A 24212-nucleotide genomic window follows, 5' to 3' on the forward strand; every position below is an offset into this window, starting at 1 on the left:
GGCTCCTTGGGATGGGTGGGATTAACGGGCGGGTGGCAGGGCAATGACCCGGCCGATATAAGCGGGAACGGGCAAATCGGTCTGCTCGGCGATGATCCCTTGCAGGCGCTCCAGGGTCGCTGCAGTGAAAGGCGCGGAACGTGGCCCGGCGAGGTCGACGTGCAGCAGCATCTGTTCGTTGCCGGCCAGTTCCTGTGGCTCACCGACGCGGTGCAGGCTGTGGTAGAGGTGCAGGCGTTTGCTGTCGTGGCCGATGATCTGGGTGTGCACTTCGACCTCGGTGTCGAGCTTCACTTCGTGCAGGTAGTTGAGGTGCAGTTCCAGGGTGAACAGCGAATGGCCGGTGGCTTCGCGGCTGTTGCTGTCCATGCCCAGGCGGTCCATCAGGGCGTCGGTGGCGTAGCTGAAAATCAGCAGGTAAAAGGCATCGCGCAGATGGCCGTTGTAGTCGACCCAGTCGGGGATGATGGTGGTTTGGTAGGTGGTGAGGGTGGGCATGTCATCAAATCCTGAAGTCATGAGTACCTGTAGGAGCTGGCTCCCGCTTGCGGCTTGCCGGCGAATGGGGCGACACGGTGTGACAGGTACACCGCTTTCGCTGGCAAGCCGCAAGCGGGAGCCAGCTCCTACAAAGGCATACGGTGTTTAGTCGGCGAAAGCCATCCCATGCTTCTCTTTGGTGCTCTTCACCGCCTCCAGCACCGCCAGCAGGCAATCATCACGATAGCGCTCCAGCGCCGAAATGCTGTGCTGGCCCAGTTGCTGACTGGTGCCGTCGACCACATCGTCGATCAGTTTCTCGGTCAATTCCGGGGCCGGCAGGTAGGTCCAGGGCAGTTGCAGGGCGGGGCCGAACTGCGCCATGAAGTGACGCATGCCGGCATCGCCGCCGGCCAGGGTGTAGGTGAGGAAGGTGCCCATGAACGACCAGCGCAGCCCGGCGCCGAAGCGAATCGCGTCGTCGATCTCACCGGTGGTGGCCACGCCGTCGTTGACCAGGTGCAATGCCTCGCGCCACAGCGCTTCCAGCAGACGGTCGGCAATGAAACCCGGCACTTCCTTGCGCACATGCAATGGGCGCATGCCCAGGGATTCATAGACCTGCATCGCCGCCTGCACCGCTTCGGGCGCGGTGTGCTTGCCGCCGACCACCTCGACCAACGGCAGCAGGTACACCGGGTTGAACGGGTGACCGACCACGCAGCGCTCCGGGTGCGTGGCGCTCTCGTAGAACTCGCTGGGCAACAGGCCCGAGGTGCTGGAGCCGATCAGCGCATTGGGCTTGGCGGCCGCGCTGATTTTGCTGTGCAGTTCGAGTTTCAGTTCGAGGCGTTCCGGCGCGCTTTCCTGGATGAAGTCGGCGTCGCGCACGCACTCCTCGATGGTGGCGACGAAGCGCAGGCGATCCTGTGACGCACCGGGTGCCAGGCCCTGTTGTTCCAGTGCGCCCCAGGCATTGGCCACGCGTTTGCGCAGCGCCGCCTCGGCCCCGGGTGCCGGGTCCCAGGCCACTACATCCAGGCCATGGGCGAGGGCGCGGGAAACCCAGCCGCTGCCGATGACACCGCTGCCCAGGGCAGCGAAGGTTTTGATTTCGGTGATAAAGCTCATGGTGATTTCCTGAAGGGTTCGATGATCTCCTGTAGGAGCCGGCTTGCCGGCGAAGGCGATTGCAGCACCGCAGAAGATGCGGCGAATGTACCGCCCTCTTCGCCGGCAAGCCGGCTCCTACAGGGTTGTGAATAACGGCTTAACCGCGCTGTTTCAGCCCCATCTTCTTGCGTCCTTCCGCCGGGGTCAGGACGCGGGCGCCGAGGCGGCTGAGGATTTCACTGGCGCGCTCGACCAGTTGGCCGTTGGTCGCCAGCACGCCCTTGTCCAGCCAGATGTTGTCTTCCAGCCCGACCCGCACGTTGCCGCCCAGCAGCACCGCCTGCGCGGCCATCGGCATCTGCATGCGACCGATGCCGAAGCCGGCCCACACCGCGTTGGCCGGCAGGTTGTCGACCATCGCCTTCATGGTGGTGGTATCGGCCGGTGCGCCCCACGGGATGCCCAGGCACAGCTGGAACAGCGGGTCGTCGAGCAGGCCTTCCTTGATCATCTGTTTGGCGAACCACAGGTGCCCGGTGTCGAAGATTTCCAGCTCGGCCTTTACGCCCAACTCCTGGATGCGTTTGGCCCCCGCACGCAGTTGGGCCGGGGTCGACACGTAGATGGTGTCGCCGTCGCCGAAATTCAGGGTGCCGCAGTCCAGGGTGCAGATTTCCGGCAGCAGTTCCTCGACATGGGCCAGGCGGGTCAGCGGCCCGACCAGGTCGGTGTTGGGGCCGAACTCCATGGGGTTCTCGCCGGCGCCGATTTCCAGGTCGCCACCCATGCCTGCGGTGAGGTTGACGATAATGTCGACGTCCGCCTCGCGGATGCGCTCCATCACCTCGCGGTACAGCGCCACATCGCGGCTGAACTTGCCGGTTTGCGGGTTGCGCACATGGCAGTGGACCACCGTCGCGCCGGCCTTGGCCGCTTCCACCGCAGCCGCGGCGATCTGTTTCGGGGTGACCGGCACGTGCGGGCTCTTGGCGGTCGTGTCGCCAGCACCGGTGAGTGCGCAGGTGATGATGACGTCGTGGTTCATGGTGCGGTTTCCTTCAGGCGTGAGGGTTCTGTTCGCAGCCCGTGGCGGGCTGCGAAGCGGTGATTCGGGCGATGGTTATTGGCTGGTCAGCTGCAGGTTCTCGGCCGCCGGCTTGCCGTCGAAGGTAGTCACCCCTTCGAGCCAGCGCGCCTTGTCCTGCGGGTGATCCTGGAGCCACTGGCGGGCCGATTCGAGTGCGTCCTTGTGATCGAGCAGCGGCTGCATCATCCGGCTCTCGTCTTCGGCGGTGAACGTCAGGTTGGTCAGCAGGCGGCCGATGTTCGGGCACTTCTCGGCGTAGGTCGGTGCGGTGACAGTCCACACCGTGGCCTTGCCTTCATTCGGGCCGAGGGCGTCGTCGCTGCCGGTGAGGTAGGTCATCTGCACGTTGACGTTCATCGGGTGCGGCGCCCAGCCGAAGAACACCACGGCTTCCTTGCGCCGCACGGCGCGATCCACGGCGGCCAACATGCCGGCCTCACTGGATTCCACCAGCTGGAATTTGCCGAGGCCGAACTGGTTCTTGGCGATCATCGCCTTGATCTGGGTATTGGCGCCGGAGCCGGGTTCGATGCCGTAGATCTTGCCGCCCAGTTCTTTCTCGAATCTGGCGATGTCGGCGAAAGTCTTCAGGCCCTTGTCGGCCAGGTAGGTGGGCACTGCCAGTGTGGCGCGGGCGTCCTTGAGGCTTGGTTCTTCGAGGACGGTGACCTGCTTGGCGTCGACGAACGGGGTGATGGTCTGGGTCATCAGCGGATTCCAGTAGCCGAGGAACAGGTCCAGGCGCTGGTCGCGGATGCCGGCGAAGATGATTTGCTGGGAAGCGCTGGTTTGTTTGGTCTTGTAGCCGAGGCCGTCGAGCAGGACCTGGGTCATGGCACTGGTGGCAATCACGTCGGTCCAGTTCACCACGCCCATGCGTACGTTCTGGCACGCGGCGGGGTCGGCGGCCATGGCGCCGGAACTGAGGAAAGCGGTACCGCTGAGTGCAAGAACACAGCTGCTGATCAGTCGTTTCATGGTGGGATCCTCGGCAGTTCGTTATTGTCGGTTCCGGCGTCTGTCGCGCCGGTGATGCCACGTTACGCAGCTCACCCTCGCAGAAAACGCACTGCGGCGACCAGCTCTTGCACTGCAGCGACCACCGCTCTTGTGTGTCGCCGGCAAGTGGCGTATCACCGTCAGCACGCTACCCGTCCTCCCTGTCAGTCGAGTGCGTTGCATGTCTCAGGATTTCTACTTTCTGCTGATGCCGGGCTTTTCCGCCATTGGCTTCATTTCCGCGATCGAGCCGCTGCGCGTGGCCAATCGCTTTCGCGGCGAGCTGTACCGCTGGCATGTGCTGAGCGCGGACGGTGGGCCGGTGTTGGCCAGTAACGGCATGTCGCTCAACGCCGATGCGGCGCTGGAGCCTTTGAAGAAGGGGGCGACCTTATTAGTGGTTGCCGGCTTCGAGCCGCTGAAGTTCCTCGACCCGGCGCTGGCGCACTGGCTGCGCCGACTCGATCACGACGGGGTGACCCTCGGCGGCATCGACACCGGCAGCGTAGTGCTCGCCGAGACCGGCTTGCTGGACGGCCATCGCGTCACCCTGCACTGGGAGGCGATTGAAGCCTTCAAGGAATCCTATCCGCAGTTGAGCGTGACCCAGGAACTGTTTGAAATCGACCGCCGGCGCATCACCTCGGCCGGCGGTACGGCGTCCATCGATCTGATGCTGGATTTGATCGCCCAGGCCCACGGCCCGGAGCTGGCAATCCAGGTCAGCGAGCAATTCGTCCTCGGGCGCATCCGCCCGCGCAAGGACCACCAGCGCATGCAGGTCGCCACGCGCTACGGCATCAGCAACAAGAAGCTGGTGCAGGTGATCGGCGAGATGGAACAGCACAGCGAGCCGCCGCTGACCACTCTGCAGTTGGCGGACTCGATCAAGGTCACTCGCCGCCAGCTGGAGCGCCTGTTCCGCCTGCACCTCAACGACACCCCAAGCAACTTCTACCTGCGCCTGCGCCTGGAAAAAGCCCGGCAACTGCTGCGCCAGACTGACATGAGCGTGCTGGAAGTGAGCATTGCTTGCGGGTTTGAATCACCGTCGTATTTCACCCGCAGCTATCGGGCCAGGTTTGCCCGCTGTCCGCGGGAAGATCGACGGACTGCGCAGGCCTAGAATTCTGTAGGAGCCGGCTTGCCGGCGAAGGCGGTGTGTCAGGCGCACCGCGGTGTCGCCATCGCTGGCAAGCCAGCTCCTACAGGTTTGCGGTGAATGCAGATCTTGTGACCAGCCGCAGATTTTGTAGGAGCCGGCTTGCCGGCGAAGGCGGTGTGCCTGACACACCGAGGTGTCTGAATCGCTGGCAAGCCAGCTCCTACAGATTCTGCGGTGAATGCAGATCTTGTGACCGGCCGCAGATTTTGTAGGAGCCGGCTTGCCGGCGAAGGCGGTGTGTCAGGCACACCGCGGTGTCGCCATCGCTGGCAAGCCAGCTCCTACAGATTCTGCGGTGAATGCAGATCTTGTGACCAGCCGCAGATTTTGTAGGAGCCGGTTTGCCGGCGAAGGCGGTGTGTCAGGCGCACCGCGGTGTCGCCATCGCTGGCAAGCCAGCTCCCACAGGTTTTGCAGTGAATGCAGATCTTGTGACCGGCCGCAGATTTTGTAGGAGCCGGCTTGCCGGCGAAGGCGGTGTGTCAGGCGCACCGCGGTGTCGCCATCGCTGGCAAGCCAGCTCCTACAGTTGATTGGTTACTTCTTCAGCAGTGCCGCACACGCCGTCTTGTACGCCTCATGCTGATACTTGTTCAGCGTCGCCGGCAGCTCACCGCCCTGTTTCTTGGCCTGGGCGGTGATGGTCTGTGGCGACAGCAGGGTCACCTCGCAGCCGTCGAGCAACTGCAGGACTCCTTCGATCTTGAAGGTGGTCGGGCCACCGGCGAACTCGCCTTTCTTGCTGCGCTTCTTGATCGCAATGCGGTCGATGGAATTTTCCCGCACGAAGGACGCCACCTGCGCGGCGAACAGTTTGACGTTGGCGGCGTCTTCATCGTCCTCCAGCGCGATTTTCTTGGTAGTGAGAGCGAGGTGGCCGAGGGTGGAGCCGTCGAGGGAGGCCACGGCGATGATCGCTTCGCTGCCTTTGATTTCAATGCCGCAGAGTTTCATGGAGTCGCCTTTGAGTCGGTGAGAGTGGGTGTTACAGGGTGGTCGACTGCCCACGTCGATCCACCTCCGAGACCTTGAATTGTTGCAGGCGGGTCTTCAGCCAGCGCCCGGCCTTGCCCAGGGGGCGTTGCCTGGCCCAGAGCAAATCGACGGCGACGTGCCAGTCGGTATTGGGATAGGCGTCCAGTTGCAATTCGACCAGTTCGCCGCTGGCCAGTTCACGCTGGATCAACTGCCGGGGCAGCGTCGCCCAGCCCAGGCCGGCGCGGACCATGTCCATCAACGCCAGGTAGTTCTCTGCCTGCCAGATGCGCGTGGAACGCAGGTACTCGCTGCTGGGTAGCTTCTCGGCGTGCGCGCTGAAGGCCAGGCGTCGATGTTGGTGCAAGTCATCAAAGCTCACGCACCGCAGTTGTGCCAGTGCGTGGCCAGGGTGGCAGACGTGCAGCATGATCAGTTTGCCCAGTTGCTGGAACTCCAGTTCCGCCGGATAGCCGGGCTGGGAAAAGGCAATCCCCAGCACCGCCTGACCCTTGGCGACCAGTTCGCTGACGTCGCCATACACCGGGTGGCGAATGATCAGGTCCACATAAGGGAAGGTCTTTTCGAACTCCAGCAGCACCGGCATCAGCGCGTTGTAGGGCGTTTCAATGGCCAGCGCCAGGCTTGGCTCCTGCACATCGGACAAACAATCGGCATGGGCCTGCAAAGTCAGGCAGCGCTCCAGCACGGCCTGCGCCTGCAGCAGCATCTTGTGCCCGGCGGCGGTCAGCAGCGGACTGCGGTTGGAGCGGTCGAACAGCTCCACGCCGAGGTCCGCTTCGAGGTTGGCAATGGCCACGCTGACCGTCGACTGGGTCTTGCCCAGCTTGCGCGCCGCCGCCGAAAACGAGCCGCTGTGCACCGCCTGGACGAACATTTGCAACTGATCCAGCGAGAACTGCATCGACGCGCCCTCATCGTCAGGTCCATCGGAAAAAACGATGGTTGCTCATTTGCTCCATCGTTTACAAGCACAGAGTATCCAGATCGACGTCACCCAGCCTGTGGATGCCGCAGGACCACAACAAAAAATCAGTACCTCAGGAGACATGCGCTATGAGCACTTCACAGGTTCATCCGGTGGACGAAGTCCTGCCGATCCGGCAACTGGTGACATTTGGCTTGCAACACGTACTGGTGATGTACGCCGGTGCAGTGGCGGTGCCGCTGATTCTTGGCAGTGCACTGGGCCTGACCTCGGCGCAGGTGGTGACGTTGATCAATGCCAACCTGCTGACCTCCGGTATCGCGACCATGATCCAGACCCTGGGTTTCTGGAAGTTCGGCGCACGCCTGCCGTTGATCCAGGGTTGCTCGTTCATCGCCCTGGCGCCGATGATCATGATCGGCAAGGAGTTCGGGCTGACGGAGGTGTTCGGCGCGGTCATCGCAGCGGGCGCCATCACCATTGCCCTGGCGCCGATCTTCAGTCGCTTGCTGCGGTTTTTCCCCCCGGTGGTGATCGGCAGCCTGATCACCATCATCGGCATTTCGCTGATGCCCGCCGCGGCGATCTGGCTCGGCGGTGGCAACCCCGATGCCGCAGACTTCGGTGCCCCGGCCAATCTGTTGCTGGGCCTGGCGACGGTCGCGGTGACCCTGGTGATCTACGCCAAATTCTCCGGCTTCATCGGCAACCTCAGCGTGCTCATCGGCCTGCTGGTGGGCAGCCTGATTGCTGCCGCTTGCGGCATGACCCACTTCGCCCAGGTCGGCAGCGCCGCCTGGTTCGAACTGAGCCCGCCGATGGCGTTCGGCATGCCGCAGTTCTCGCTGATGCCGATTCTGGTGATGACCCTGGCGATGCTGGTGATCATGGCCGAGACCACCGGCAACTGCCTGGCCATCGGCAAACTGACCGGCAAACCGACGACCCAGCAGACCCTCGGCAACGCGTTCCGCGCCGACGGCCTGTCGACCATGCTCGGCGGACTGTTCAACAGCTTCCCCTATAACGCCTTTACCCAGAACACCGGACTGATTGCCCTTTCCAACGTCAAGAGCCGCTACGTCGTGGCCTCGGCGGGAGCAATCATGGTGCTCATGGGTTTGTTCCCGAAACTCGGCGCGCTGATTGCGGCGGTGCCGACACCGGTGCTCGGCGGCTGCGCCATCGTCATGTTTGGCATGACCACGGTGGCTGGGATCCAGGAGTTGTCGCGGGTGCCATTCGAAGGCACGCGCAACGGCATCATCGTTGCCGTGTCGGTCAGCGTCGGGGTCCTGCCGATGTCGTTTCCGGCGCTGTTCGAGCATGCCAGCGGCACCCTCAAGCTGATTCTCGAAAGCGGCATCTTCCTCGGTGCGATCACCGCGATCGTCCTCAACGTTCTGCTCAACCCGCAACGCCCTCAAGGCGAATCACTCGCACAGGGCGCCGAAGTCACTGACTGAAAAAAACCTGGCCCCGACCCCTCCGGGAACGGGCCTGATAAAAACTATAAGGAAATCCCATGACTGCTTTTACTGCTGTTGTACCGGCTGGCATCACCGACCTCGACCTGCAACTGCTGCGTCGCTCCATCGAACTGGCAGAAGAGGCCAAGGGGCGCGGGCGACATCCGTTCGCCGCGCTGGTGGCCGATGGCGAGGGCAATGTGGTCGCCGCCGCCGGCAATAACTCCATGCCGCCGGAAGGCGATCCGACCCAGCACGCCGAACTCGCCGCGGCGGCGCAGGCCGCGAAAAAGTTGAGCCCGGCCGAATTGGCTCAATGCACCCTCTACACCAGTGCCGAGCCGTGCTGCATGTGCGCCGGGGCCATTTACTGGACGGGGATCGGCCGGGTGGTTTACGCGTTGTCGGAGCACGCCTTGCTCGGTCTCACCGGTGATCACCCGGAAAACCCGACGTTCTCGTTGCCGTGTCGCGAAGTGTTTGCCCGTGGTCAGCGGCAGATCCCGACCTTCGGCCCGATGCTTGAAGAGGAGGCGGCGAAGGCGCACCAGGGCTTCTGGAAATGAGCGGCGGGGTGTCGATCCATATCGTCGATGTTGCCAGTGGCAAGGTCGCGCAGGGTTTGCAGGTGAGCATCGGGCGCCTGGGCGAGGCGCCGCTGTACCAGGGTGCGATCGACGCCCAGGGGCTGCTGCCGGACTTGCAATGGATGGCCGAAGCCTTCACCCCGGGCCCCTATGAGGTGTGTCTGCAGGTGGCGCGGTTCTATCGGGATTCGGGGGCAGTGCTGCCGGCGATTCCGTTTCTCGATGAACTGGTCTATCGCTTCGGCCTCGATGACCGCAACCAGCACTACCACCTGCCGTTTAAGCTGACAGCCTGGGGTGTCTCGTGTTTTCGCGGCGGCGCCTGAGTTGAACGCGATTGCGCAGCCTCACTCCTGCGCAATCGACTCGAGGAACTCTGACCGTTCGTCGTTCTTGTTCGCCAGGCAATCGTTCTGGTCGATGGTAAAACCCTTGCTGCCGGGGGCAGCAGGGAAGGGTGAAATGGCGCAGTCGGCATCGCGGGACTTGATCCACAGCTGCTCGGCGGCTTGCAGCTTGGCCGTAACGTCAGCCGCCTGCGCCTTGTTGCTCGCCTGACTCTGGACCCGCTCCAACAAACCCTGAAAGTTTTCCTTGAGCAACTGCTCGGCGGTGGTTTTGTTGTACGTCGCGCATTCCAGGGTCTGGACGTCGTTTTCCACCGCATCGCACGGCGTGTTGTCAGCCTCTTCAGCCGCCTGTACGCCGGTCGCTATCAATGCCAACGCGAGGAAGATCGATTTCATTGCCGCCGTCCTATCCAGTGAAACAGCCAGTGATGCCGCGGATTCTGGCGCAAGCGCCGACTAAAGAACAGCCGGGCAAATCAGCTGCATCCCGACCCTTTGTCGCGGATTGACGCTTTCGGCAAACCCCCTGTCGTTTTTGCACCCGGGCGCCCCGGCACCGAGGCATATGCTGGCCCCAAAGCGCCGGCAGACGATTCGGCGCATGAATCGCCAATAAGGGGACAGCCTGATGAGCCCAGCCGAACTGCACGCCGACAGCATCGTTATCGACGGGCTGATCATTGCCAAGTGGAACCGAGAGCTGTTTGAAGACATGCGCAAAGGCGGCCTGACCGCGGCCAACTGCACCGTGTCGGTGTGGGAAGGGTTCCAGGCCACCGTCAACAACATCGCTGCCAGCCAGAAACTGATTCGCGAGAACAGCGACCTGGTGATGCCGGTGCGCACCACCGCCGACATCCGCAAGGCCAAGGAGCAGGGCAAGACCGGCATCCTCTTCGGCTTCCAGAATGCCCACGCCTTCGAAGACCAGATCGGCTATGTCGAGGTGTTCAAGCAGCTCGGCGTTGGCATCGTACAGATGTGCTACAACACCCAGAACCTGGTGGGCACCGGCTGCTACGAGCGTGACGGCGGGCTGTCGGGCTTCGGTCGCGAGATCGTCGCCGAGATGAACCGCGTCGGCGTCATGTGCGACCTGTCTCACGTCGGCTCCAAGACCTCCGAAGAGGTCATCCTCGAATCGAAAAAACCGGTCTGCTACTCCCACTGCCTGCCGTCGGGGCTCAAGGAGCACCCGCGCAACAAGTCCGATGAAGAGCTGAAGTTCATCGCCGACCACGGCGGTTTCGTCGGCGTGACCATGTTCGCGCCATTCCTCGCCAAGGGCATCGACTCGACCATCGACGACTACGCCGAAGCCATCGAGTACGTGATGAACATCGTCGGCGAAGACGCCATCGGCATCGGCACCGACTTCACCCAGGGCCATGGCCAGGACTTCTTCGAATACCTGACCCACGACAAGGGCTACGCCCGCCGCCTGACCAGCTTCGGCAAGATCATCAACCCGCTGGGCATCCGCACCGTGGGCGAGTTCCCCAACCTCACCGAAACCCTGCTCAAGCGCGGTCACCCGGAGCGGGTGGTGCGCAAGATCATGGGCGAGAACTGGGTGAATGTTCTCAAGGACGTTTGGGGCGAATAAGCCGCCACGCCGCTGAATCCTTTCCCGCTGCCCTGCGCGCAGCGGGCAACAACACAATTTTTCTGGAGTTGAGTTTCCATGGCCAAGATCGCCCCGCAATTGCCTATCGAAGTCGACAGCGAGACCGGTGTCTGGACCTCCGATGCCCTGCCGATGCTGTACGTGCCAAGGCACTTCTTCGTCAACAACCACATGGGCATCGAGGAAGTGCTGGGCGCCGACGCCTACGCTGAAATCCTCTACAAGGCCGGCTACAAATCCGCCTGGCACTGGTGCGAGAAAGAAGCTGAATGTCACGGCCTGGAGGGCGTCGCGGTGTTCGAGCACTACATGAAGCGCCTGTCGCAACGCGGCTGGGGCCTGTTCAAGATCCAGGACATCGACCTCGATAAAGGCACCGCCAGCGTCAAGCTCGAACACTCGGCATTCGTCTATGTGTACGGCAAGGTCGGGCGCAAGGTCGACTACATGTTCACCGGCTGGTTTGCCGGGGCCATGGACCAGATCCTGCAAGCGCGCGGCAGCCAGATCCGCACTGTGGCCGAACAAGTCTACGGTGGCTCCGAAGAGGGTCACGAAGACGGCTTGTTCACCGTCAAGCCGTTGTAAGTCGAGGACCCGGCCATGGCTTTCGAAGCAATGTTCCAGCCGATCCAGATCGGCAAACTGACCATCCGCAACCGCGTGCTCAGCACCGCGCACGCCGAGGTCTATGCCACTGACGGCGGTATGACCACCGACCGTTACGTGAAGTACTACGAAGAGAAAGCCAAGGGCGGGATCGGCCTGGCGATTTGCGGCGGCTCCTCGGTGGTGGCCATCGACAGCCCGCAGGAGTGGTGGAGCTCGGTGAACCTGTCCACCGACCGGATCATCCCGCACTTCCAGAACCTCGCCGACGCCATGCACAAGCATGGCGCCAAGATCATGATCCAGATTACCCACATGGGCCGTCGCTCGCGTTGGGACGGCTTCAACTGGCCGACCCTGATGTCGCCGTCCGGTATCCGTGAACCGGTACACCGCGCCACTTGCAAGACCATCGAGCCGGAAGAAATCTGGCGGGTGATCGGCAACTACGCCCAGGCCGCGCGCCGGGCCAAGGCCGGTGGTCTCGATGGTGTGGAACTGTCGGCGGTGCACCAGCACATGATCGACCAGTTCTGGAGCCCGCGGGTCAACAAGCGTACCGACGAATGGGGCGGTACCTTCGAAGGCCGCATGAAGTTCGGCCTCGAAGTGCTCAAGGCGGTACGTGCCGAGGTGGGCGACGATTTCTGCGTGGGCATCCGCCTGTGCGGTGACGAGTTCCACCCGGACGGTCTGTCCCATGAAGACATGAAGCAGATCGCCAAGTACTACGACGACACCGGCATGCTCGATTTCATCGGTGTGGTCGGCTCGGGTTGCGACACCCACAACACCCTGGCCAACGTTATCCCCAACATGAGTTATCCACCGGAGCCGTTCCTGCACCTGGCTGCCGGGATCAAGGAAGTGGTCAAGGTCCCGGTGCTGCACGCACAGAACATCAAGGACCCGAACCAGGCCACGCGGATTCTCGAAGGCGGCTACGTCGACATGGTCGGCATGACCCGTGCGCACATCGCCGACCCGCACCTGATCGCCAAGATCAAGATGGGCCAGATCGATCAGATCAAGCAGTGCGTGGGTGCCAACTACTGCATCGACCGCCAGTACCAGGGCCTGGACGTGTTGTGCATCCAGAACGCCGCGACCTCCCGTGAATACATGGGCGTGCCGCACATCATCGAGAAAACCACCGGCGCCAAGCGCAAGGTGGTGGTTGTCGGTGCCGGTCCGGCCGGGATGGAAGCTGCACGCGTCGCCGCCGAACGTGGCCACGACGTGACCCTGTTCGAGAAGAAAGAATTCATTGGCGGCCAGATCACCACGGCCTCTAAAGCGCCGCAGCGCGACCAGATCGCCGGTATCACCCGTTGGTATCAACTGGAACTGGCGCGCCTGAAAGTCGATCTGCGCCTGGGCGTGGCGGCGGATGCGCCGACCATCATGGACCTGCGTCCGGATGTGGTAGTGCTCGCCGTTGGCGGTCATCCGTTCCTCGAGCAGAACGAACACTGGGGCGCGAACGAAGGCCTGGTGGTCAGCAGCTGGGACGTGCTCGACGGCAAAGTGGCGCCGGGCAAGAACGTGCTGGTCTACGACACCATCTGCGAGTTCACCGGGATGTCGGTGGCCGACTTCCTGGCAGACAAAGGCAGCCAGGTCGAGATCGTCACCGACGACATCAAGCCGGGCGTGGCCATCGGCGGTACGTCGTTCCCGACCTACTACCGCAGCATGTACCCGAAAGAAGTGATCATGACCGGCGACATGATGCTGGAAAAGGTCTACCGCGAAGGCGACAAGCTGGTGGCGGTGCTGGAGAACGAATACACCGGCGCCAAAGAGGAGCGGGTGGTCGACCAGGTGGTGGTGGAAAACGGCGTGCGTCCCGACGAGCAGATCTACTACGCGCTCAAGGAAGGCTCGCGCAACAAGGGCCAGGTCGACGTCGAAGCGCTGTTCGCGATCAAGCCGCAGCCATGCCTGAGCGAGGCCGGCGACGGCTACTTGCTGTTCCGCATCGGCGACTGCGTGGCCCAGCGTAACGTTCACGCCGCCATCTACGACGCCCTGCGCCTGTGCAAGGATTTCTAAGCACGCTACCTGTAGGAGCGAGCCTGCTCGCGATGGACGTGAACGATGACGCGCAGAGTCTGATTTAACGCGGCGTTCTCAGGTTTTTCGCGAGCAGGCTCGCTCCTACAGGGTATCCGGCAAGACATCCAAGTTGTTAAGCCCGAGATCTTTGGGAGCAACACCAATGTTGAACACCCTTCTTCCAATCCTGTTGTTCGCCGCCCTGGGCCTTGGTGTCCTGGGCGCGCTGCGGCGGGTGAATATGTGGCGCCGTGGCCGAGCCTCGAAGGTCGACCTGCTCGGTGGCCTGCTGGCCATGCCCAAGCGCTACATGGTCGACCTGCACCACGTGGTCGCCCGCGACAAATACATCGCCAATACCCACGTAGCCACAGCCGGTGGCGCGGTGGCGTCGATCGTCCTGGCGATCATCGTCCACGGCTTCGGCCTGCATAACCGCTGGCTCGGCTACGCCCTGTTGCTGATGACGGTGGTGATGTTCGTTGGCGCAATCTTCGTCTACCTGCGTCGGCGCAATCCGCCTGCGCGCCTGTCGAAAGGCCCGTGGATGCGCTTGCCGAAAAGCCTGCTGGCGTTCTCGGCGTCGTTCTTCGTGCTGACCTTGCCGGTGGCGGGGATTCTTCCGGAGCATTTTGGCGGCTGGCTACTGGCGGCGATTCTCGGCATTGGCGTGCTGTGGGGCGTGTCCGAGTTGTTCTTCGGCATGACCTGGGGCGGGCCGATGAAGCACGCCTTCGCCGGTGCCTTGCACCTGGCCTGGCACCGTCGTGCCGAACGTTTTGGCGGTGGTCGTTCAACGGGTCTTAAACCGCTTGACCTGAACGACCCTCAAGCCCCCTTGGGCGTGGAAAAGCCCAAGGATTTTACCTGGAACCAACTGCTCGGCTTCGACGCCTGCGTGCAGTGCGGTAAATGCGAAGCGGCGTGCCCGGCGTTCGCCGCCGGCCAACCGCTGAACCCGAAAAAACTGATTCAGGACATGGTGGTCGGCCTGGCCGGTGGCTCCGACGCCAAGTTCGCCGGCAGCCCGTATCCTGGAAAAGCCATCGGCGAACACGCCGGCAATCCGCACCAGCCAATCGTCAACGGCCTGGTGGACGCCGAGACCCTGTGGTCGTGCACCACCTGCCGCGCCTGCGTCGAGGAATGCCCGATGATGATCGAGCACGTCGATGCCATCGTCGACATGCGCCGCCATCTGACCCTGGAAAAAGGCGCGACGCCAAACAAGGGCGCCGAAGTCCTGGAAAACCTGATCGCCACCGACAACCCGGGCGGCTTTGCCCCGGGCGGGCGGATGAACTGGGCGGCGGACTTGAACCTCAATCTCATGAGCGAAAAGAAAGCCACCGACGTGCTGTTCTGGGTCGGCGACGGCGCCTTCGACATGCGCAACCAGCGTACCTTGCGCGCCTTCGTCAAAGTGTTGAAAGCAGCAAAAATCGACTTTGCCGTGCTCGGTCTCGAAGAGCGCGACAGCGGTGACGTCGCCCGACGCCTGGGCGACGAAGCGACCTTCCAGATGCTCGCCAATCGCAATATCCAGACCCTGGCCAAGTACCGCTTCAACCGCATCGTCACCTGCGACCCGCACAGTTTCCATGTGCTGAAAAACGAGTACGGCGCCTTCGACGGCAACTACCTGGTGCAGCACCACAGCACCTACATGGCGGAAATCATCGATGCCGGCGCACTCAATCTCGGCCAGCACAAAGGCGACAGCGTGACCTACCACGACCCGTGCTACCTCGGCCGCTACAACGGCGAATACGAGGCGCCGCGCCAGGTGCTGCGCGCCCTTGGGATCGAGGTCAAGGAAATGCAACGCTCCGGTTTCCGCTCGCGCTGCTGTGGCGGCGGTGGCGGTGCGCCGATCACCGACATTCCGGGCAAACAACGGATCCCCGACATGCGCATGGAAGACATCCGCGAGACCGGTGCCGAGCTGGTGGCGGTGGGTTGTCCACAGTGCACGGCGATGCTCGAAGGGGTGGTCGAACCGCGACCCTTGATCAAGGACATTGCCGAGCTGGTGGCCGATGCGTTGCTTGAGGACGCCGCCCCCGCCAAGGCACCGACCAAGCGCGAACCTGCGGAGGTGCATTGATGAGCGAGATTATCCGTCGCGATCCGCGAGCCGAATGGATCGCCCGCAACCGCCTGCACCCGCTGCACGCGGCCATGCAGCCGGCGCAACACAGCTGGATGGGGCCGAACGGAGTGATCCGCAAGAACCCCCATGGCATGGGTTTTATCGGCCCCAACGGCCTCAAGCGCATTGACCGCAGCGGCGCCCAGCAAGGCGGCACGGTCAAGCGCACGGCGGCGGCCGAGGTGCAATTGCCGTTGCATCAGGTGCCAGCCCCGGCGTTCTACATCTGCGTGGTGCCGGACATGGTCGGCGGCCGCTTGAGCAGCCACGACCGCGACCTGCTGGGCCTGGCTCATCAATTGGCCGGCAACGACGGCGCGGTGCTGGTGGTGCTGTTTGGCGAGCACAAGGAAACCACCTTCGCTACCGCCGGTGTCGACCACGTGCTGACGCTGGAAGGCGAAGAATTCAACGGTTATGCACCGGAGCAACGGGTCCAGGGCCTGCGGGCTGTGGATAACCAGTTCAGCCCGCGTCACTGGCTGCTACCCGACAGTCGCAGTGGCGGTGGCGAACTGGGTCGGCGCTTTGCCGCCGCCCTCGGTGAACGCCCGGCCACCCGGGTCTGGCAGGTCAAGGATCAGGCCTGCATCGGCCGTGCTGGTGCGGGCTTGCAGGACCTGGCGCGGCCACTGGCGCGCTTGATCCTCGGCGCCGTCGAATGTGCCGAACCGGTCAGCGAAACCCGTCACGAAGCCTTGCCGGTGGAGTTATCCACAAGCGTCGCGCGCAGTCTGTCGCGGATCGAGGATCTGGGCGCGGTGGCGGTGGACCCGGGGGCGATTCCGATGGCCGAGGCCGAGTTCATCTTCTCGGGCGGCAACGGCGTCAAGGACTGGGAGCTGTTCCATCAGACCGCCGCGGCCCTGGGCGCTACCGAAGGCGCCTCGCGGGTGGCGGTGGACGACGGTTTCATGGCCCGTGATCGGCAGGTCGGCGCGTCCGGTACCTGGGTCACCGCGCGCGTGTATGTGGCGGTGGGGATTTCCGGGGCGATCCAGCACCTGCAGGGCATCGGTGCCTGCGACAAGGTGGTGGCGATCAACCTCGATCCGGGCTGCGACATGGTCAAGCGCGCCGACCTGTCGGTGATCGGCGAGAGCAGCGAAATTTTCCACGCCTTGATCGCGGCGGTGGCGGCTTACCGCAACGACGCCAAGCGCGATGCGGCTTAAGGAAAGGAAGGGGTCATGAGTACTAAAGTCATCAGCCTGGTCTCCATCGGCGCCCACCCGACCTCCGGCCGGCCGCGTCGCGCCGATCAGGATGCGCGGGCGGTCGAACTCGGCCTGCAACTGGCCGGCGACAACCTGCAAGTGCTGCACGCTGGCGACACCGCCGAACCGGCGCTGCGCGCCTACCTGGGCATGGGCCTGGAGCAGTTGCATGTGCTGGAGCAACCGGCGGGTGCCGATGCTTTGCCATCGCTGACCGACTACCTGCGTGGGGCAGGTGCTCAGGTGGTGCTCACCGGCAGCCAAGCGGAAACCGGCGAAGGCTCGGGCATGTTGCCGTTCCTGCTTGCGGAAAACCTCGGCTGGCCGCTGGTGGTGGGGCTGGCCGAGGTCGAGTCGATCGACGGCAACTCGGCCCTGGTGCTGCAAGCCTTGCCACGGGGCCAGCGACGCCGTCTGAAGGTGCGCCTGCCGTTTCTGGCAACTGTGGACAACGCCGCGCCCAAGCCTCGGCAGAGCGCCTACGGCCCGGCGCGTCGGGGTGTGCTGCAGGCCCATGAAGTCGAAGTGCTGGACGACGAACTGCTCGCCAGCGCCACCCTGCAACCGGCCAAGCCGCGGCCCAAGCGCCTGAAGGTGATCAAGGCCAAGAGCGGCGCAGATCGGATGAAAGCCGCCACGGCCAAGGCCAGCGGCGGCGGGGGCCAGGTGCTCAAGGGTGTCAGCGCCGAAGAGGGCGCCCAGGCGATTCTCAAGCTGCTGATCGAAGAAGGCGTGGTGCGCTGACGGCGATGGCAACACTAGCAGAACTGCTAGTGTTGCTTTCAGACGCTGTTTGCTAGCGTGGTCTGCATCCGAGACGCCCTGTGGGGCGCCTTGATCGATGTGAGGCCAGATGATGAACTTTTCTGCCAATCACCCGCGTTCCCCCGTCACTCCACCGGCGGCCTTGCACACCCTGCTGCTGGCCACCGACCTGCAGCAATCCATCCTCGCCGAACTCGACCGCACCGGCCCCAATCAGCTCGCCTACAGCGCCTATGGCGTGCCCAGCAGCCAGCGTCCGCCTGGAGCCAGCCTTGGCTTCAATGGACAACTGCGCGAGCGTTCTACCGGTTGGTATCACCTGGGTAATGGGCATCGGGTCTATAACCCGGTGTTGATGAGGTTTCATAGCCCGGATCGGTTGAGTCCGTTTGGCAAGGGGGGGATCAATGCTTATGCGTATTGCCAGGGCGATCCGATCAACTTCAACGATCCAACGGGGAGGTATCTGCGCGCCGCCGCCAATGTCGCTATTAATGCCTTTTCCACCGCTCTAGAGGTCAGTGTGGCCTATCAACGGTCCTGGTCAGTTGCTCTCAATCTGGAACTTCTCGCCAACGCGTTTACGGTGGCCCCAGCAGTCGGCGGGACTTTGCGCAGCTTTCAAGTTAGCGTCGCGGGTGCAGCCCTGAATTTTACAGGGGCTGCGATGCAGCTAGCAGGGGTGGCGTCCGGATCCTTTGTAGCAAACGCTGGTATCACGTTGTCTACTGCCGGGATTGGCTACAGAGTTTTTTCAGCTGGTCGTGAGCTTTATAGAAAAGGCGAACTTTGGAAAAGGGTTAAAGATAACTTCTGGAATATGCTTGGGTCTCCGCCGCCACCCAGAACCTCGACGACTGCTGCTCCGACCTCGCCTCCGGCGCCTGCTACGAGAGATCTACCTTTGCAGCAGACTTCGATTGAAATGGATGGTTTATCGCGCACCTCTGCAGGCGCGAACCCAGCATCCGGTTTCATCCTTGCACGTCGGGCTAGCGATATACGTATTGGTGGGTGAGGTTACCCACAATCCCTGTGAGCGCTTCTGTGGATAACATGTTCACCCCTTGCTGCACCCCATGCGCAGCAAGCCCTGCAAGCCCTTGTACGAAAAACAACCACCTTGAGTGGTTGTTTTTTCGAGGGTTTTTCGGTGAACAAGAGGTCCAACGCTTTCAAACTTGCCCCCAATCTCTGTTGGCGCTTCTGTGGACAAGTTGTTTGCTGTCGGCTGTAGACCATGTAAAACGTGGCCTGCAAGGATTTGGTCAATAACTAACCAGATTGCGTATTTCCTAGGTGTTTTTCCTCTGGAACCCACAATTTTCCTAGCCTGGAGTGAGTTTTCCACACCAGGTCGCCGCGTTGCTCAACTTGCCCCCAAAGTCTGTTGGCGGTTCTGTGGATAAGGTGTTCGCGATCCTCTATAGGCCTTTAAAAACGTGGCTTGAAGAGGATTGATCAAAAAACATACAGCTGCGTGTGAAAACCGCTCATTTGAATAAGTCACGGTTTTTATTGGCATTGTGTGGAAAAAATCATCGAAGGATCCACAGTTGCCCACATTTGCTGTGGGCGGAGGTGTGGATAAGTTGTTTGCGGATCGTTGCAGGCCCTGTCCGGCATGGCCGGACAGGTGATTGGTCGAAATTCGTACAGCTTAGCTGCTGACAGCAACACCCTTCAGATACGGCGCCGGCTCCGCCCCCAGGTTATGCAACATCCGCCCACTGTACCAATCGATAAAGTTCACCACGCCAAACTCATAGGTCTTGGAGTAAGGCCCAGGCTGGTAGGCGGTGGAGTTGATGCCGCGCTGGTTCTCTTCCGCCAGGCGACGGTCCTGGTCGTTGGTGGCGTCCCACACCTTGCGCATGCGCTCGACGTCGTAGTCCACGCCTTCGACGGCGTCCTTGTGGACGATCCACTTGGTGGTGACCATGGTCTCCTGGGCGCTGATCGGCCACACCGTGAAGACGATGATGTGATCGCCCATGCAGTGGTTCCACGAATGCGGTAAGTGCAGGATGCGCATCGAGCCGAGGTCGGGGTTCTTGATGCGGCCCATGAGCTTGGCGCAGCCTTGCTTGCCGTCCATGGTCATCGACACGGTGCCCTTGAGCAGCGGCATGCGCACGATGCGGTTACGCAGGCCGAAGCTGGCGTGGGCGTACGGGATCTTCTCGGCCTCCCAGGCAGCGGCGGAGGCGGCCACGTGATCCTTGAACGCCTGGTCGGCGCGGGGGTCGGTGACGTCGTCCCACTCCAGCAGGGTTTTCAGCAATTCCGGGTGCGAGGCGTTGCAGTGGTAGCACTCGCGGTTGTTTTCCAGCACCAGTTTCCAGTTGGCCTTTTCCATCAAGGTGGTGGTAATTGCCACCTTGGTGTTCTCCATGTCGTAGGGTTCCATGTAGTGGTTCAGCGTCGACAGGAAATCATCGATCGCAGGCGGATTTTCCGCCAGGCTGACGAAGATGTAGCCGCCGGCGGTTTTCACATTCACCGGCTTGAGGCCGTACTGCTTCATGTCGAAGTCGTCGCCCATCTCGGTGCCGGCGAACAGCAGGCGCCCGTCGAGTTCGTAGGTCCACTGGTGGTAGTGGCAGACCAGCTTGGCGACCTTGCCCTTCTCACTGGTACACAGACGCGAACCGCGGTGCCGGCAGACGTTGTGGAAGGCATGCACCACACCCTCGGCGCCGCGAATCACGATGATCGGGTTCTTGCCGATCTGCAGGGTCAGGTAGTTGCCCTTGGTCGGGATCTCGCAGGTCATGCCGGCGATCAACCACTCCTTCTGGAAGATCTCCTGCATGTCGATATCGAACAGGCGCTCGTCACTGTAGAACGGCTGCGGCAACGAGAAGGTGCGCTCGCGTTCCTGAAGCATCTGCGCGGTGGCCTTGCGTGCGGGTTCCAGCGGATCGCCCAGGCTGATTTTTGCGGTGACGTCCATCGATGTGATCCTCAAGGCCATTCTGTGTGGCCGGCGAAAGTGGCTAATCAGGTGTACTGCTGTGGAATGCTACGCAAGGTGTAAGTGTGGTGTCTTGGTATGGGGCGAGTGTGGGGCCGGCGCGGGCCAGAACCTTATCCATGGGCGACATGGTGCAATCTGTTCCCGACGCGCAAGCCCCGGTGGTTGGGGGCTGGTCGCGATAAGCATGTGAATGTCGCAGATAGGTAAACGGGCGGTTCGCGCTATACGCAGAATCGCCAACATGAGGCCGACAGTCGGCCGTGGAGATCAGCATGTCCAACAGCTTCCTGAACCCGGTAACCACCCAGACCTGGGCCAATGGCCGACACATTGTCCGTTGCGTCAAAGTCATCCAGGAAACCTGGGACGTGCGCACCTTCTGCTTCATGGCCGACCAGCCGATCATGTTCTTCTTCAAACCGGGGCAGTTCGTCACCCTGGAGCTGGAGATCGAAGGCCAGCCGATCATGCGTTCGTACACCATTTCCAGCTCGCCGTCGGTGCCCTACAGCTTCTCGGTGACCATCAAGCGGGTGCCCGGCGGCAAGGTTTCCAACTGGCTGCACGACACCCTGCACGAAGGCCAGGAGCTGGCGGTACACGGGCCGGTCGGGCTGTTCAACGCCATCGACTTCCCCAGCCCGAAAGTGCTGTACCTCAGCGGCGGCGTCGGCATCACCCCGTGCATGTCGATGGCCCGCTGGTTCTACGACACCAATGGCAACGTCGACATGACGTTTATCCACAGCGCCCGCTCGCCGAAAGACATCATTTATCATCGCGAACTGGAACACATGGCGTCGCGGATCGATAACTTCAGCCTGCACCTGATCTGCGAGAAGCACGGCCTGGGCGAGCCGTGGGCGGGGTATCGCGGGTACCTGAATCACAAGATGCTGGAACTGATGGTGCCCGACTTCCTCGAGCGCGAAGTGTTCTGCTGCGGCCCAACGCCGTACATGAATGCGGTCAAGCGCCTGCTGGAAAATGCCGGTTTCGACATGAAGCGTTATCACGAAGAATCCTTCGGCGCGACCCCGCCCGAGGCTCGCGCCGATGCGGTGGAGCAAGCCGAGCAGGCGGCCGACGCGCCCGAAGTGGATGCGGCGGATTTGCACGAAGTGGAGTTCACCTCCTCCGGCAAGAGCATTCGCGTGGCCCCCGGCGAGACCGTGCATGCGGCGGCGGCCAAGGTTGGTTTGCTCATCCCCAAGGCCTGTGGCATGGGCATCTGCGGCACCTGCAAGGTACTCAAGCTGGGCGGCGAAGTGGAGATGGAGCACAACGGCGGGATCACCGAGGAAGACGAAGCGGAAGGCTTCATCCTGTCGTGCTGCAGCGTGCCGAAGGGTGATGTGCGGATTGATTATTGAGGTAATCGATATCCCTCTGTAGGAGCGAGCCTGCTCGCGAAGAACCTGAGATCGCCGCGCACATCCAGACAATGCGCGTCATCGTTGACGTCCTTCGCGAGCAAGCTCGCTCCTACAGAGGTTGCGTTTCTTCAGTCAACGAACAGGTCGGGCATAAGCTTTTCTTTGCTCCCCGGCTCAAACCGATAATGCTCAAACTCGCTCACGCCGTTCTCACGCAAGATCTCCTCATCAATCAACAAGCGCCCGGTCAGGCGACGCCCGCTGCTGCTCAGGATCACATGCGCCGCATCAGCCATGATCGCCGGCGTGCGCGCATGTTTGAACGACTCCCGCGAGCCCAGCTGAAACTCGATGGCCGCCGTGGCGATCATGGTTTGCGGCCATAGCGAGTTGACGCTGATCCCGTAGTTCTTGAACTCCTCGCTCATGCCCAGGGTCAGCATGCTCATGCCGTACTTGGTCACGGTGTAGGGGCTGTACTGGGCGAACCACTGGGTGGCCAAATTGAGCGGTGGCGACAGGTTGAGGATGTGCCCGCCGGTTTTTTTCAGATAGGGCAGGGCGGCCTGGCTGCACAGCAGCACGGCGCGGGTGTTGATCTGGTGCATCAGGTCGAAGCGCTTGAGTTCGATGTGCTGGACGCCCGTGAGCTTGATCGCCCCGGCGTTGTTGATCAGCCCATCAATGGCGCCGAAATGCTCAGCGGCCTTGGCCAGCGCTGCGTGCACCGCCAGCTCGTCACGCACGTCCACCTGCAGGGCCAGCGCCTTGCCCCCGGCTGCTTCGACTTCCTCGGCGACACTGAAAATGGTCCCGGGCAGTTTGGCGTGGGGTTCTGCGCTCTTGGCCGCGATCACGATATTGGCCCCGTCCCGCGCCGCGCGCAGGGCAATCTCGCGGCCAATGCCACGGCTGGCGCCGGTGATGAACAGGGTTTTGCCTTGTAGGGACATGCGTGCGCTCCTGATTATTGTTATCTGAGCCGAGGCTCGACAGACAATGTAGACGATGTCTTCAGGTGCGTGCTGTGTAGGAGCGAGCTTGCTCGCGATGGCGTAATCAGATCCAGCATCAATGTTGGCTGAACTACCGCATTCGCGAGCAAGCTCGCTCCTACAGGGGTGGATTGGGTGAGGTCAGTGCCCCATCACCTCACGAATATCCGCCGCCAATTCCCGCACCCGCGCTTCCTCGGTGTCCCACGAGCACATGAAGCGTGCGCCGCCTTTGCCGATGAAGGTGTAGAAGCGCCAGCCTTTGGCGGTCAGCGCGGCAATCGCCGGTTCCGAGAGTTGCAGGAACACACCGTTGGCCTGGACCGGGAACATCAGTTCGACGCCGGGAATGTCGCTGACCAGCTCAGCCAGCAGCTGCGCGCAGTGGTTGGCGTGGCGGGCGTATTTGAGCCAGGCGTCGTTTTCCAGGATGCCGACCCAGGGTGCCGAGAGGAAGCGCATCTTCGAGGCCAGTTGCCCGGCCTGTTTGCAGCGGTAGTCGAAGTCTTCGGCCAGCTTCTGGTTGAAGAACAGAATCGCCTCACCCACCGCCATGCCGTTTTTCGTGCCGCCGAAGCACAGCACGTCGACCCCGGCTTTCCAGGTCAGGTCGGCCGGCGAGCAGCCGAGGAAGGCGCAGGCGTTGGAGAAGCGCGCGCCGTCCATGTGCAGGTTCAGGCCCAGCTCTTTGCAGGTGGCGCTGATGGCACGGATTTCATCCGGGGTGTAGACGCTGCCGACTTCGGTGGCCTGGGTCAGGGTCACTACGCGGGGCTTGGGGTAGTGGATGTCCTGGCGCTTGAGGGCGATTTCGCGGATCGAAGCCGGGGTCAACTTGCCGTTTTCGGTGCCGGCGATCAGCAGCTTGGAGCCGTTGGAGAAGAACTCCGGCGCGCCGCATTCGTCGGTTTCGACGTGGGCGGTTTCCGAGCAGATCACGCTGTGGTAACTCTGGCACAGTGACGACAGCGCCAGGGAGTTGGCGGCGGTGCCGTTGAAGGCGAAGAACACTTCGCAGTCGGTTTCGAACAGTTTGCGGAAATGATCCGAGGCGCGGGCGGTCCATTCATCATCGCCGTAGGCGCGCTGATGGCCGTGGTTGGCCTGCTCCATGGCGGCCCAGGCTTCCGGGCAAATGCCGGAATAGTTGTCGCTGGCGAATTGTTGGCTCTTATCGGTCATGGCCGGCTTCCGTGTTCGAGGCGCTTGGGGTGAAGCGCTCGTGGTCAATGAGAGTTGCGCTGGCCGAAGATCATCCG

The 24212-nt window shown here is 62.3% G+C and carries 22 protein-coding genes; 12 read left to right on the forward strand and 10 right to left on the reverse strand.

The features are described 5' to 3' along the window. Positions 1-21: 21 nt before the first annotated feature. The 4 genes from ACZYR5_RS06840 to ACZYR5_RS06855 form a co-directional block, all read right to left on the reverse strand. Positions 22-498, reverse strand: a complete 477-nt coding sequence (locus ACZYR5_RS06840; RefSeq protein ID WP_489088612.1) for a thioesterase family protein — start codon at positions 496-498, stop codon at positions 22-24. A gap of 147 nt (positions 499-645) precedes the next feature. Beyond that, entirely contained in the window at positions 646-1611 is a 966-nt protein-coding gene (locus ACZYR5_RS06845) for an L-carnitine dehydrogenase (RefSeq protein WP_489088611.1), read from the reverse strand. Between the two features lie 139 nt (positions 1612-1750). After that, a complete protein-coding gene (cdhC, locus tag ACZYR5_RS06850) occupies positions 1751-2638 on the reverse strand; it encodes a 3-dehydrocarnitine:acetyl-CoA trimethylamine transferase CdhC (RefSeq protein WP_027617084.1) in 888 nt (295 codons plus the stop codon). A 75-nt stretch (positions 2639-2713) separates the two neighbouring features. Further along, positions 2714-3658: a choline ABC transporter substrate-binding protein gene (locus tag ACZYR5_RS06855; protein ID WP_489088610.1), complete on the reverse strand. Its 945-nt coding sequence runs from the start codon at positions 3656-3658 to the stop codon at positions 2714-2716. A 202-nt stretch (positions 3659-3860) separates the two neighbouring features. Here ACZYR5_RS06855 and ACZYR5_RS06860 point away from each other — a divergent pair, with 202 nt between their 5' ends. Beyond that, complete coding sequence (locus ACZYR5_RS06860; protein ID WP_489088609.1) at positions 3861-4805, forward strand: GlxA family transcriptional regulator; 945 nt, start codon at positions 3861-3863, stop codon at positions 4803-4805. A gap of 576 nt (positions 4806-5381) precedes the next feature. Here the strand turns inward: ACZYR5_RS06860 and ACZYR5_RS06865 are convergent. After that, positions 5382-5798, reverse strand: coding sequence for a DUF3010 family protein (locus tag ACZYR5_RS06865; protein WP_489088608.1), 417 nt, complete (start codon positions 5796-5798; stop codon positions 5382-5384). 31 nt (positions 5799-5829) lie between these two features. After that, entirely contained in the window at positions 5830-6744 is a 915-nt protein-coding gene (locus ACZYR5_RS06870; protein ID WP_489088607.1) for a LysR family transcriptional regulator, read from the reverse strand. Between the two features lie 152 nt (positions 6745-6896). On the opposite strand from ACZYR5_RS06870, the gene ACZYR5_RS06875 reads away from it, so the two are divergent. Genes ACZYR5_RS06875 through ACZYR5_RS06885 form a run of 3 tightly spaced genes read left to right on the forward strand, consistent with a single transcriptional unit; the run spans position 6897 to position 9150 of the window. Continuing rightward, positions 6897-8234 carry a nucleobase:cation symporter-2 family protein gene (locus tag ACZYR5_RS06875; RefSeq protein WP_489088606.1) on the forward strand — a complete coding sequence of 446 codons (1338 nt, stop codon included), beginning with the start codon at positions 6897-6899 and terminating at the stop codon, positions 8232-8234. A 59-nt stretch (positions 8235-8293) separates the two neighbouring features. Continuing rightward, positions 8294-8803 carry a nucleoside deaminase gene (locus ACZYR5_RS06880; RefSeq protein WP_489088605.1) on the forward strand — a complete coding sequence of 170 codons (510 nt, stop codon included), beginning with the start codon at positions 8294-8296 and terminating at the stop codon, positions 8801-8803. Between the two features lie 8 nt (positions 8804-8811). Beyond that, on the forward strand, positions 8812-9150 hold the full coding sequence (locus ACZYR5_RS06885) for a hydroxyisourate hydrolase (protein WP_489088604.1): 339 nt from the start codon (positions 8812-8814) through the stop codon (positions 9148-9150). A 21-nt stretch (positions 9151-9171) separates the two neighbouring features. Here the strand turns inward: ACZYR5_RS06885 and ACZYR5_RS06890 are convergent, their stop codons facing one another. Beyond that, positions 9172-9570, reverse strand: a complete 399-nt coding sequence (locus ACZYR5_RS06890) for a lysozyme inhibitor LprI family protein (RefSeq protein WP_489088603.1) — start codon at positions 9568-9570, stop codon at positions 9172-9174. Positions 9571-9802: 232 nt separating this feature from the next. On the opposite strand from ACZYR5_RS06890, the gene ACZYR5_RS06895 reads away from it, so the two are divergent. From ACZYR5_RS06895 to ACZYR5_RS06925, 7 genes are all read left to right on the forward strand, one after another. Beyond that, positions 9803-10780, forward strand: a complete 978-nt coding sequence (locus ACZYR5_RS06895) for a dipeptidase (RefSeq protein WP_060542339.1) — start codon at positions 9803-9805, stop codon at positions 10778-10780. Positions 10781-10858: 78 nt separating this feature from the next. After that, on the forward strand, positions 10859-11389 hold the full coding sequence (locus ACZYR5_RS06900; protein WP_027617090.1) for a DUF5943 domain-containing protein: 531 nt from the start codon (positions 10859-10861) through the stop codon (positions 11387-11389). Positions 11390-11404: 15 nt separating this feature from the next. Further along, positions 11405-13465: a dimethylglycine demethylation protein DgcA gene (gene dgcA / locus ACZYR5_RS06905; protein ID WP_489088602.1), complete on the forward strand. Its 2061-nt coding sequence runs from the start codon at positions 11405-11407 to the stop codon at positions 13463-13465. A gap of 166 nt (positions 13466-13631) precedes the next feature. Further along, positions 13632-15575, forward strand: coding sequence for a dimethylglycine demethylation protein DgcB (gene dgcB / locus ACZYR5_RS06910; RefSeq protein WP_489088601.1), 1944 nt, complete (start codon positions 13632-13634; stop codon positions 15573-15575). Beyond that, positions 15575-16795 (forward strand): electron transfer flavoprotein subunit alpha, encoded by a 1221-nt coding sequence (gene etfA, locus ACZYR5_RS06915; protein ID WP_489088600.1) that lies wholly within the window; start codon positions 15575-15577, stop codon positions 16793-16795. The genes dgcB and etfA overlap by 1 nt, the downstream gene beginning before the upstream one ends. A gap of 15 nt (positions 16796-16810) precedes the next feature. Then, positions 16811-17581: an electron transfer flavoprotein subunit beta gene (gene etfB, locus ACZYR5_RS06920; RefSeq protein WP_489088599.1), complete on the forward strand. Its 771-nt coding sequence runs from the start codon at positions 16811-16813 to the stop codon at positions 17579-17581. A gap of 109 nt (positions 17582-17690) precedes the next feature. Next, positions 17691-18620 (forward strand): RHS repeat-associated core domain-containing protein, encoded by a 930-nt coding sequence (locus ACZYR5_RS06925; RefSeq protein WP_489088598.1) that lies wholly within the window; start codon positions 17691-17693, stop codon positions 18618-18620. Between the two features lie 642 nt (positions 18621-19262). Here the strand turns inward: ACZYR5_RS06925 and gbcA are convergent. Further along, positions 19263-20558, reverse strand: a complete 1296-nt coding sequence (gene gbcA, locus ACZYR5_RS06930) for a glycine-betaine demethylase subunit GbcA (RefSeq protein WP_489088597.1) — start codon at positions 20556-20558, stop codon at positions 19263-19265. A 296-nt stretch (positions 20559-20854) separates the two neighbouring features. Between gbcA and gbcB the strand changes: the two genes are divergently transcribed. Continuing rightward, complete coding sequence (gene gbcB, locus ACZYR5_RS06935) at positions 20855-21955, forward strand: glycine-betaine demethylase subunit GbcB (RefSeq protein ID WP_489088596.1); 1101 nt, start codon at positions 20855-20857, stop codon at positions 21953-21955. A 131-nt stretch (positions 21956-22086) separates the two neighbouring features. On the opposite strand, the gene ACZYR5_RS06940 is transcribed toward gbcB, so the two are convergent. Together ACZYR5_RS06940 and ACZYR5_RS06945 are read right to left on the reverse strand one after the other, a co-directional pair. After that, positions 22087-22911: an SDR family oxidoreductase gene (locus tag ACZYR5_RS06940; protein WP_489088595.1), complete on the reverse strand. Its 825-nt coding sequence runs from the start codon at positions 22909-22911 to the stop codon at positions 22087-22089. Positions 22912-23094: 183 nt separating this feature from the next. After that, entirely contained in the window at positions 23095-24135 is a 1041-nt protein-coding gene (locus tag ACZYR5_RS06945; protein ID WP_489088594.1) for a threonine aldolase family protein, read from the reverse strand. Between the last annotated feature and the right edge of the window lie 77 nt (positions 24136-24212).

It is taken from the genome of Pseudomonas sp. F007 (assembly GCF_057814275.1).

Bases quoted from the DNA above. Each gene is read 5' to 3' on its own strand.
- ACZYR5_RS06840 (WP_489088612.1), bottom strand. From the start codon at position 498: ATGCCCACCCTCACCACCTACCAAACCACCATCATCCCCGACTGGGTC.
- ACZYR5_RS06845 (WP_489088611.1), bottom strand. From the start codon at position 1,611: ATGAGCTTTATCACCGAAATCAAAACCTTCGCTGCCCTGGGCAGCGGT.
- cdhC (WP_027617084.1), bottom strand. From the start codon at position 2,638: ATGAACCACGACGTCATCATCACCTGCGCACTCACCGGTGCTGGCGAC.
- ACZYR5_RS06855 (WP_489088610.1), bottom strand. From the start codon at position 3,658: ATGAAACGACTGATCAGCAGCTGTGTTCTTGCACTCAGCGGTACCGCT.
- ACZYR5_RS06860 (WP_489088609.1), top strand. From the start codon at position 3,861: ATGTCTCAGGATTTCTACTTTCTGCTGATGCCGGGCTTTTCCGCCATT.
- ACZYR5_RS06865 (WP_489088608.1), bottom strand. From the start codon at position 5,798: ATGAAACTCTGCGGCATTGAAATCAAAGGCAGCGAAGCGATCATCGCC.
- ACZYR5_RS06870 (WP_489088607.1), bottom strand. From the start codon at position 6,744: ATGCAGTTCTCGCTGGATCAGTTGCAAATGTTCGTCCAGGCGGTGCAC.
- ACZYR5_RS06875 (WP_489088606.1), top strand. From the start codon at position 6,897: ATGAGCACTTCACAGGTTCATCCGGTGGACGAAGTCCTGCCGATCCGG.
- ACZYR5_RS06880 (WP_489088605.1), top strand. From the start codon at position 8,294: ATGACTGCTTTTACTGCTGTTGTACCGGCTGGCATCACCGACCTCGAC.
- ACZYR5_RS06890 (WP_489088603.1), bottom strand. From the start codon at position 9,570: ATGAAATCGATCTTCCTCGCGTTGGCATTGATAGCGACCGGCGTACAG.
- ACZYR5_RS06895 (WP_060542339.1), top strand. From the start codon at position 9,803: ATGAGCCCAGCCGAACTGCACGCCGACAGCATCGTTATCGACGGGCTG.
- ACZYR5_RS06900 (WP_027617090.1), top strand. From the start codon at position 10,859: ATGGCCAAGATCGCCCCGCAATTGCCTATCGAAGTCGACAGCGAGACC.
- dgcA (WP_489088602.1), top strand. From the start codon at position 11,405: ATGGCTTTCGAAGCAATGTTCCAGCCGATCCAGATCGGCAAACTGACC.
- dgcB (WP_489088601.1), top strand. From the start codon at position 13,632: ATGTTGAACACCCTTCTTCCAATCCTGTTGTTCGCCGCCCTGGGCCTT.
- etfA (WP_489088600.1), top strand. From the start codon at position 15,575: ATGAGCGAGATTATCCGTCGCGATCCGCGAGCCGAATGGATCGCCCGC.
- etfB (WP_489088599.1), top strand. From the start codon at position 16,811: ATGAGTACTAAAGTCATCAGCCTGGTCTCCATCGGCGCCCACCCGACC.
- ACZYR5_RS06925 (WP_489088598.1), top strand. From the start codon at position 17,691: ATGATGAACTTTTCTGCCAATCACCCGCGTTCCCCCGTCACTCCACCG.
- gbcA (WP_489088597.1), bottom strand. From the start codon at position 20,558: ATGGACGTCACCGCAAAAATCAGCCTGGGCGATCCGCTGGAACCCGCA.
- gbcB (WP_489088596.1), top strand. From the start codon at position 20,855: ATGTCCAACAGCTTCCTGAACCCGGTAACCACCCAGACCTGGGCCAAT.
- ACZYR5_RS06940 (WP_489088595.1), bottom strand. From the start codon at position 22,911: ATGTCCCTACAAGGCAAAACCCTGTTCATCACCGGCGCCAGCCGTGGC.
- ACZYR5_RS06945 (WP_489088594.1), bottom strand. From the start codon at position 24,135: ATGACCGATAAGAGCCAACAATTCGCCAGCGACAACTATTCCGGCATT.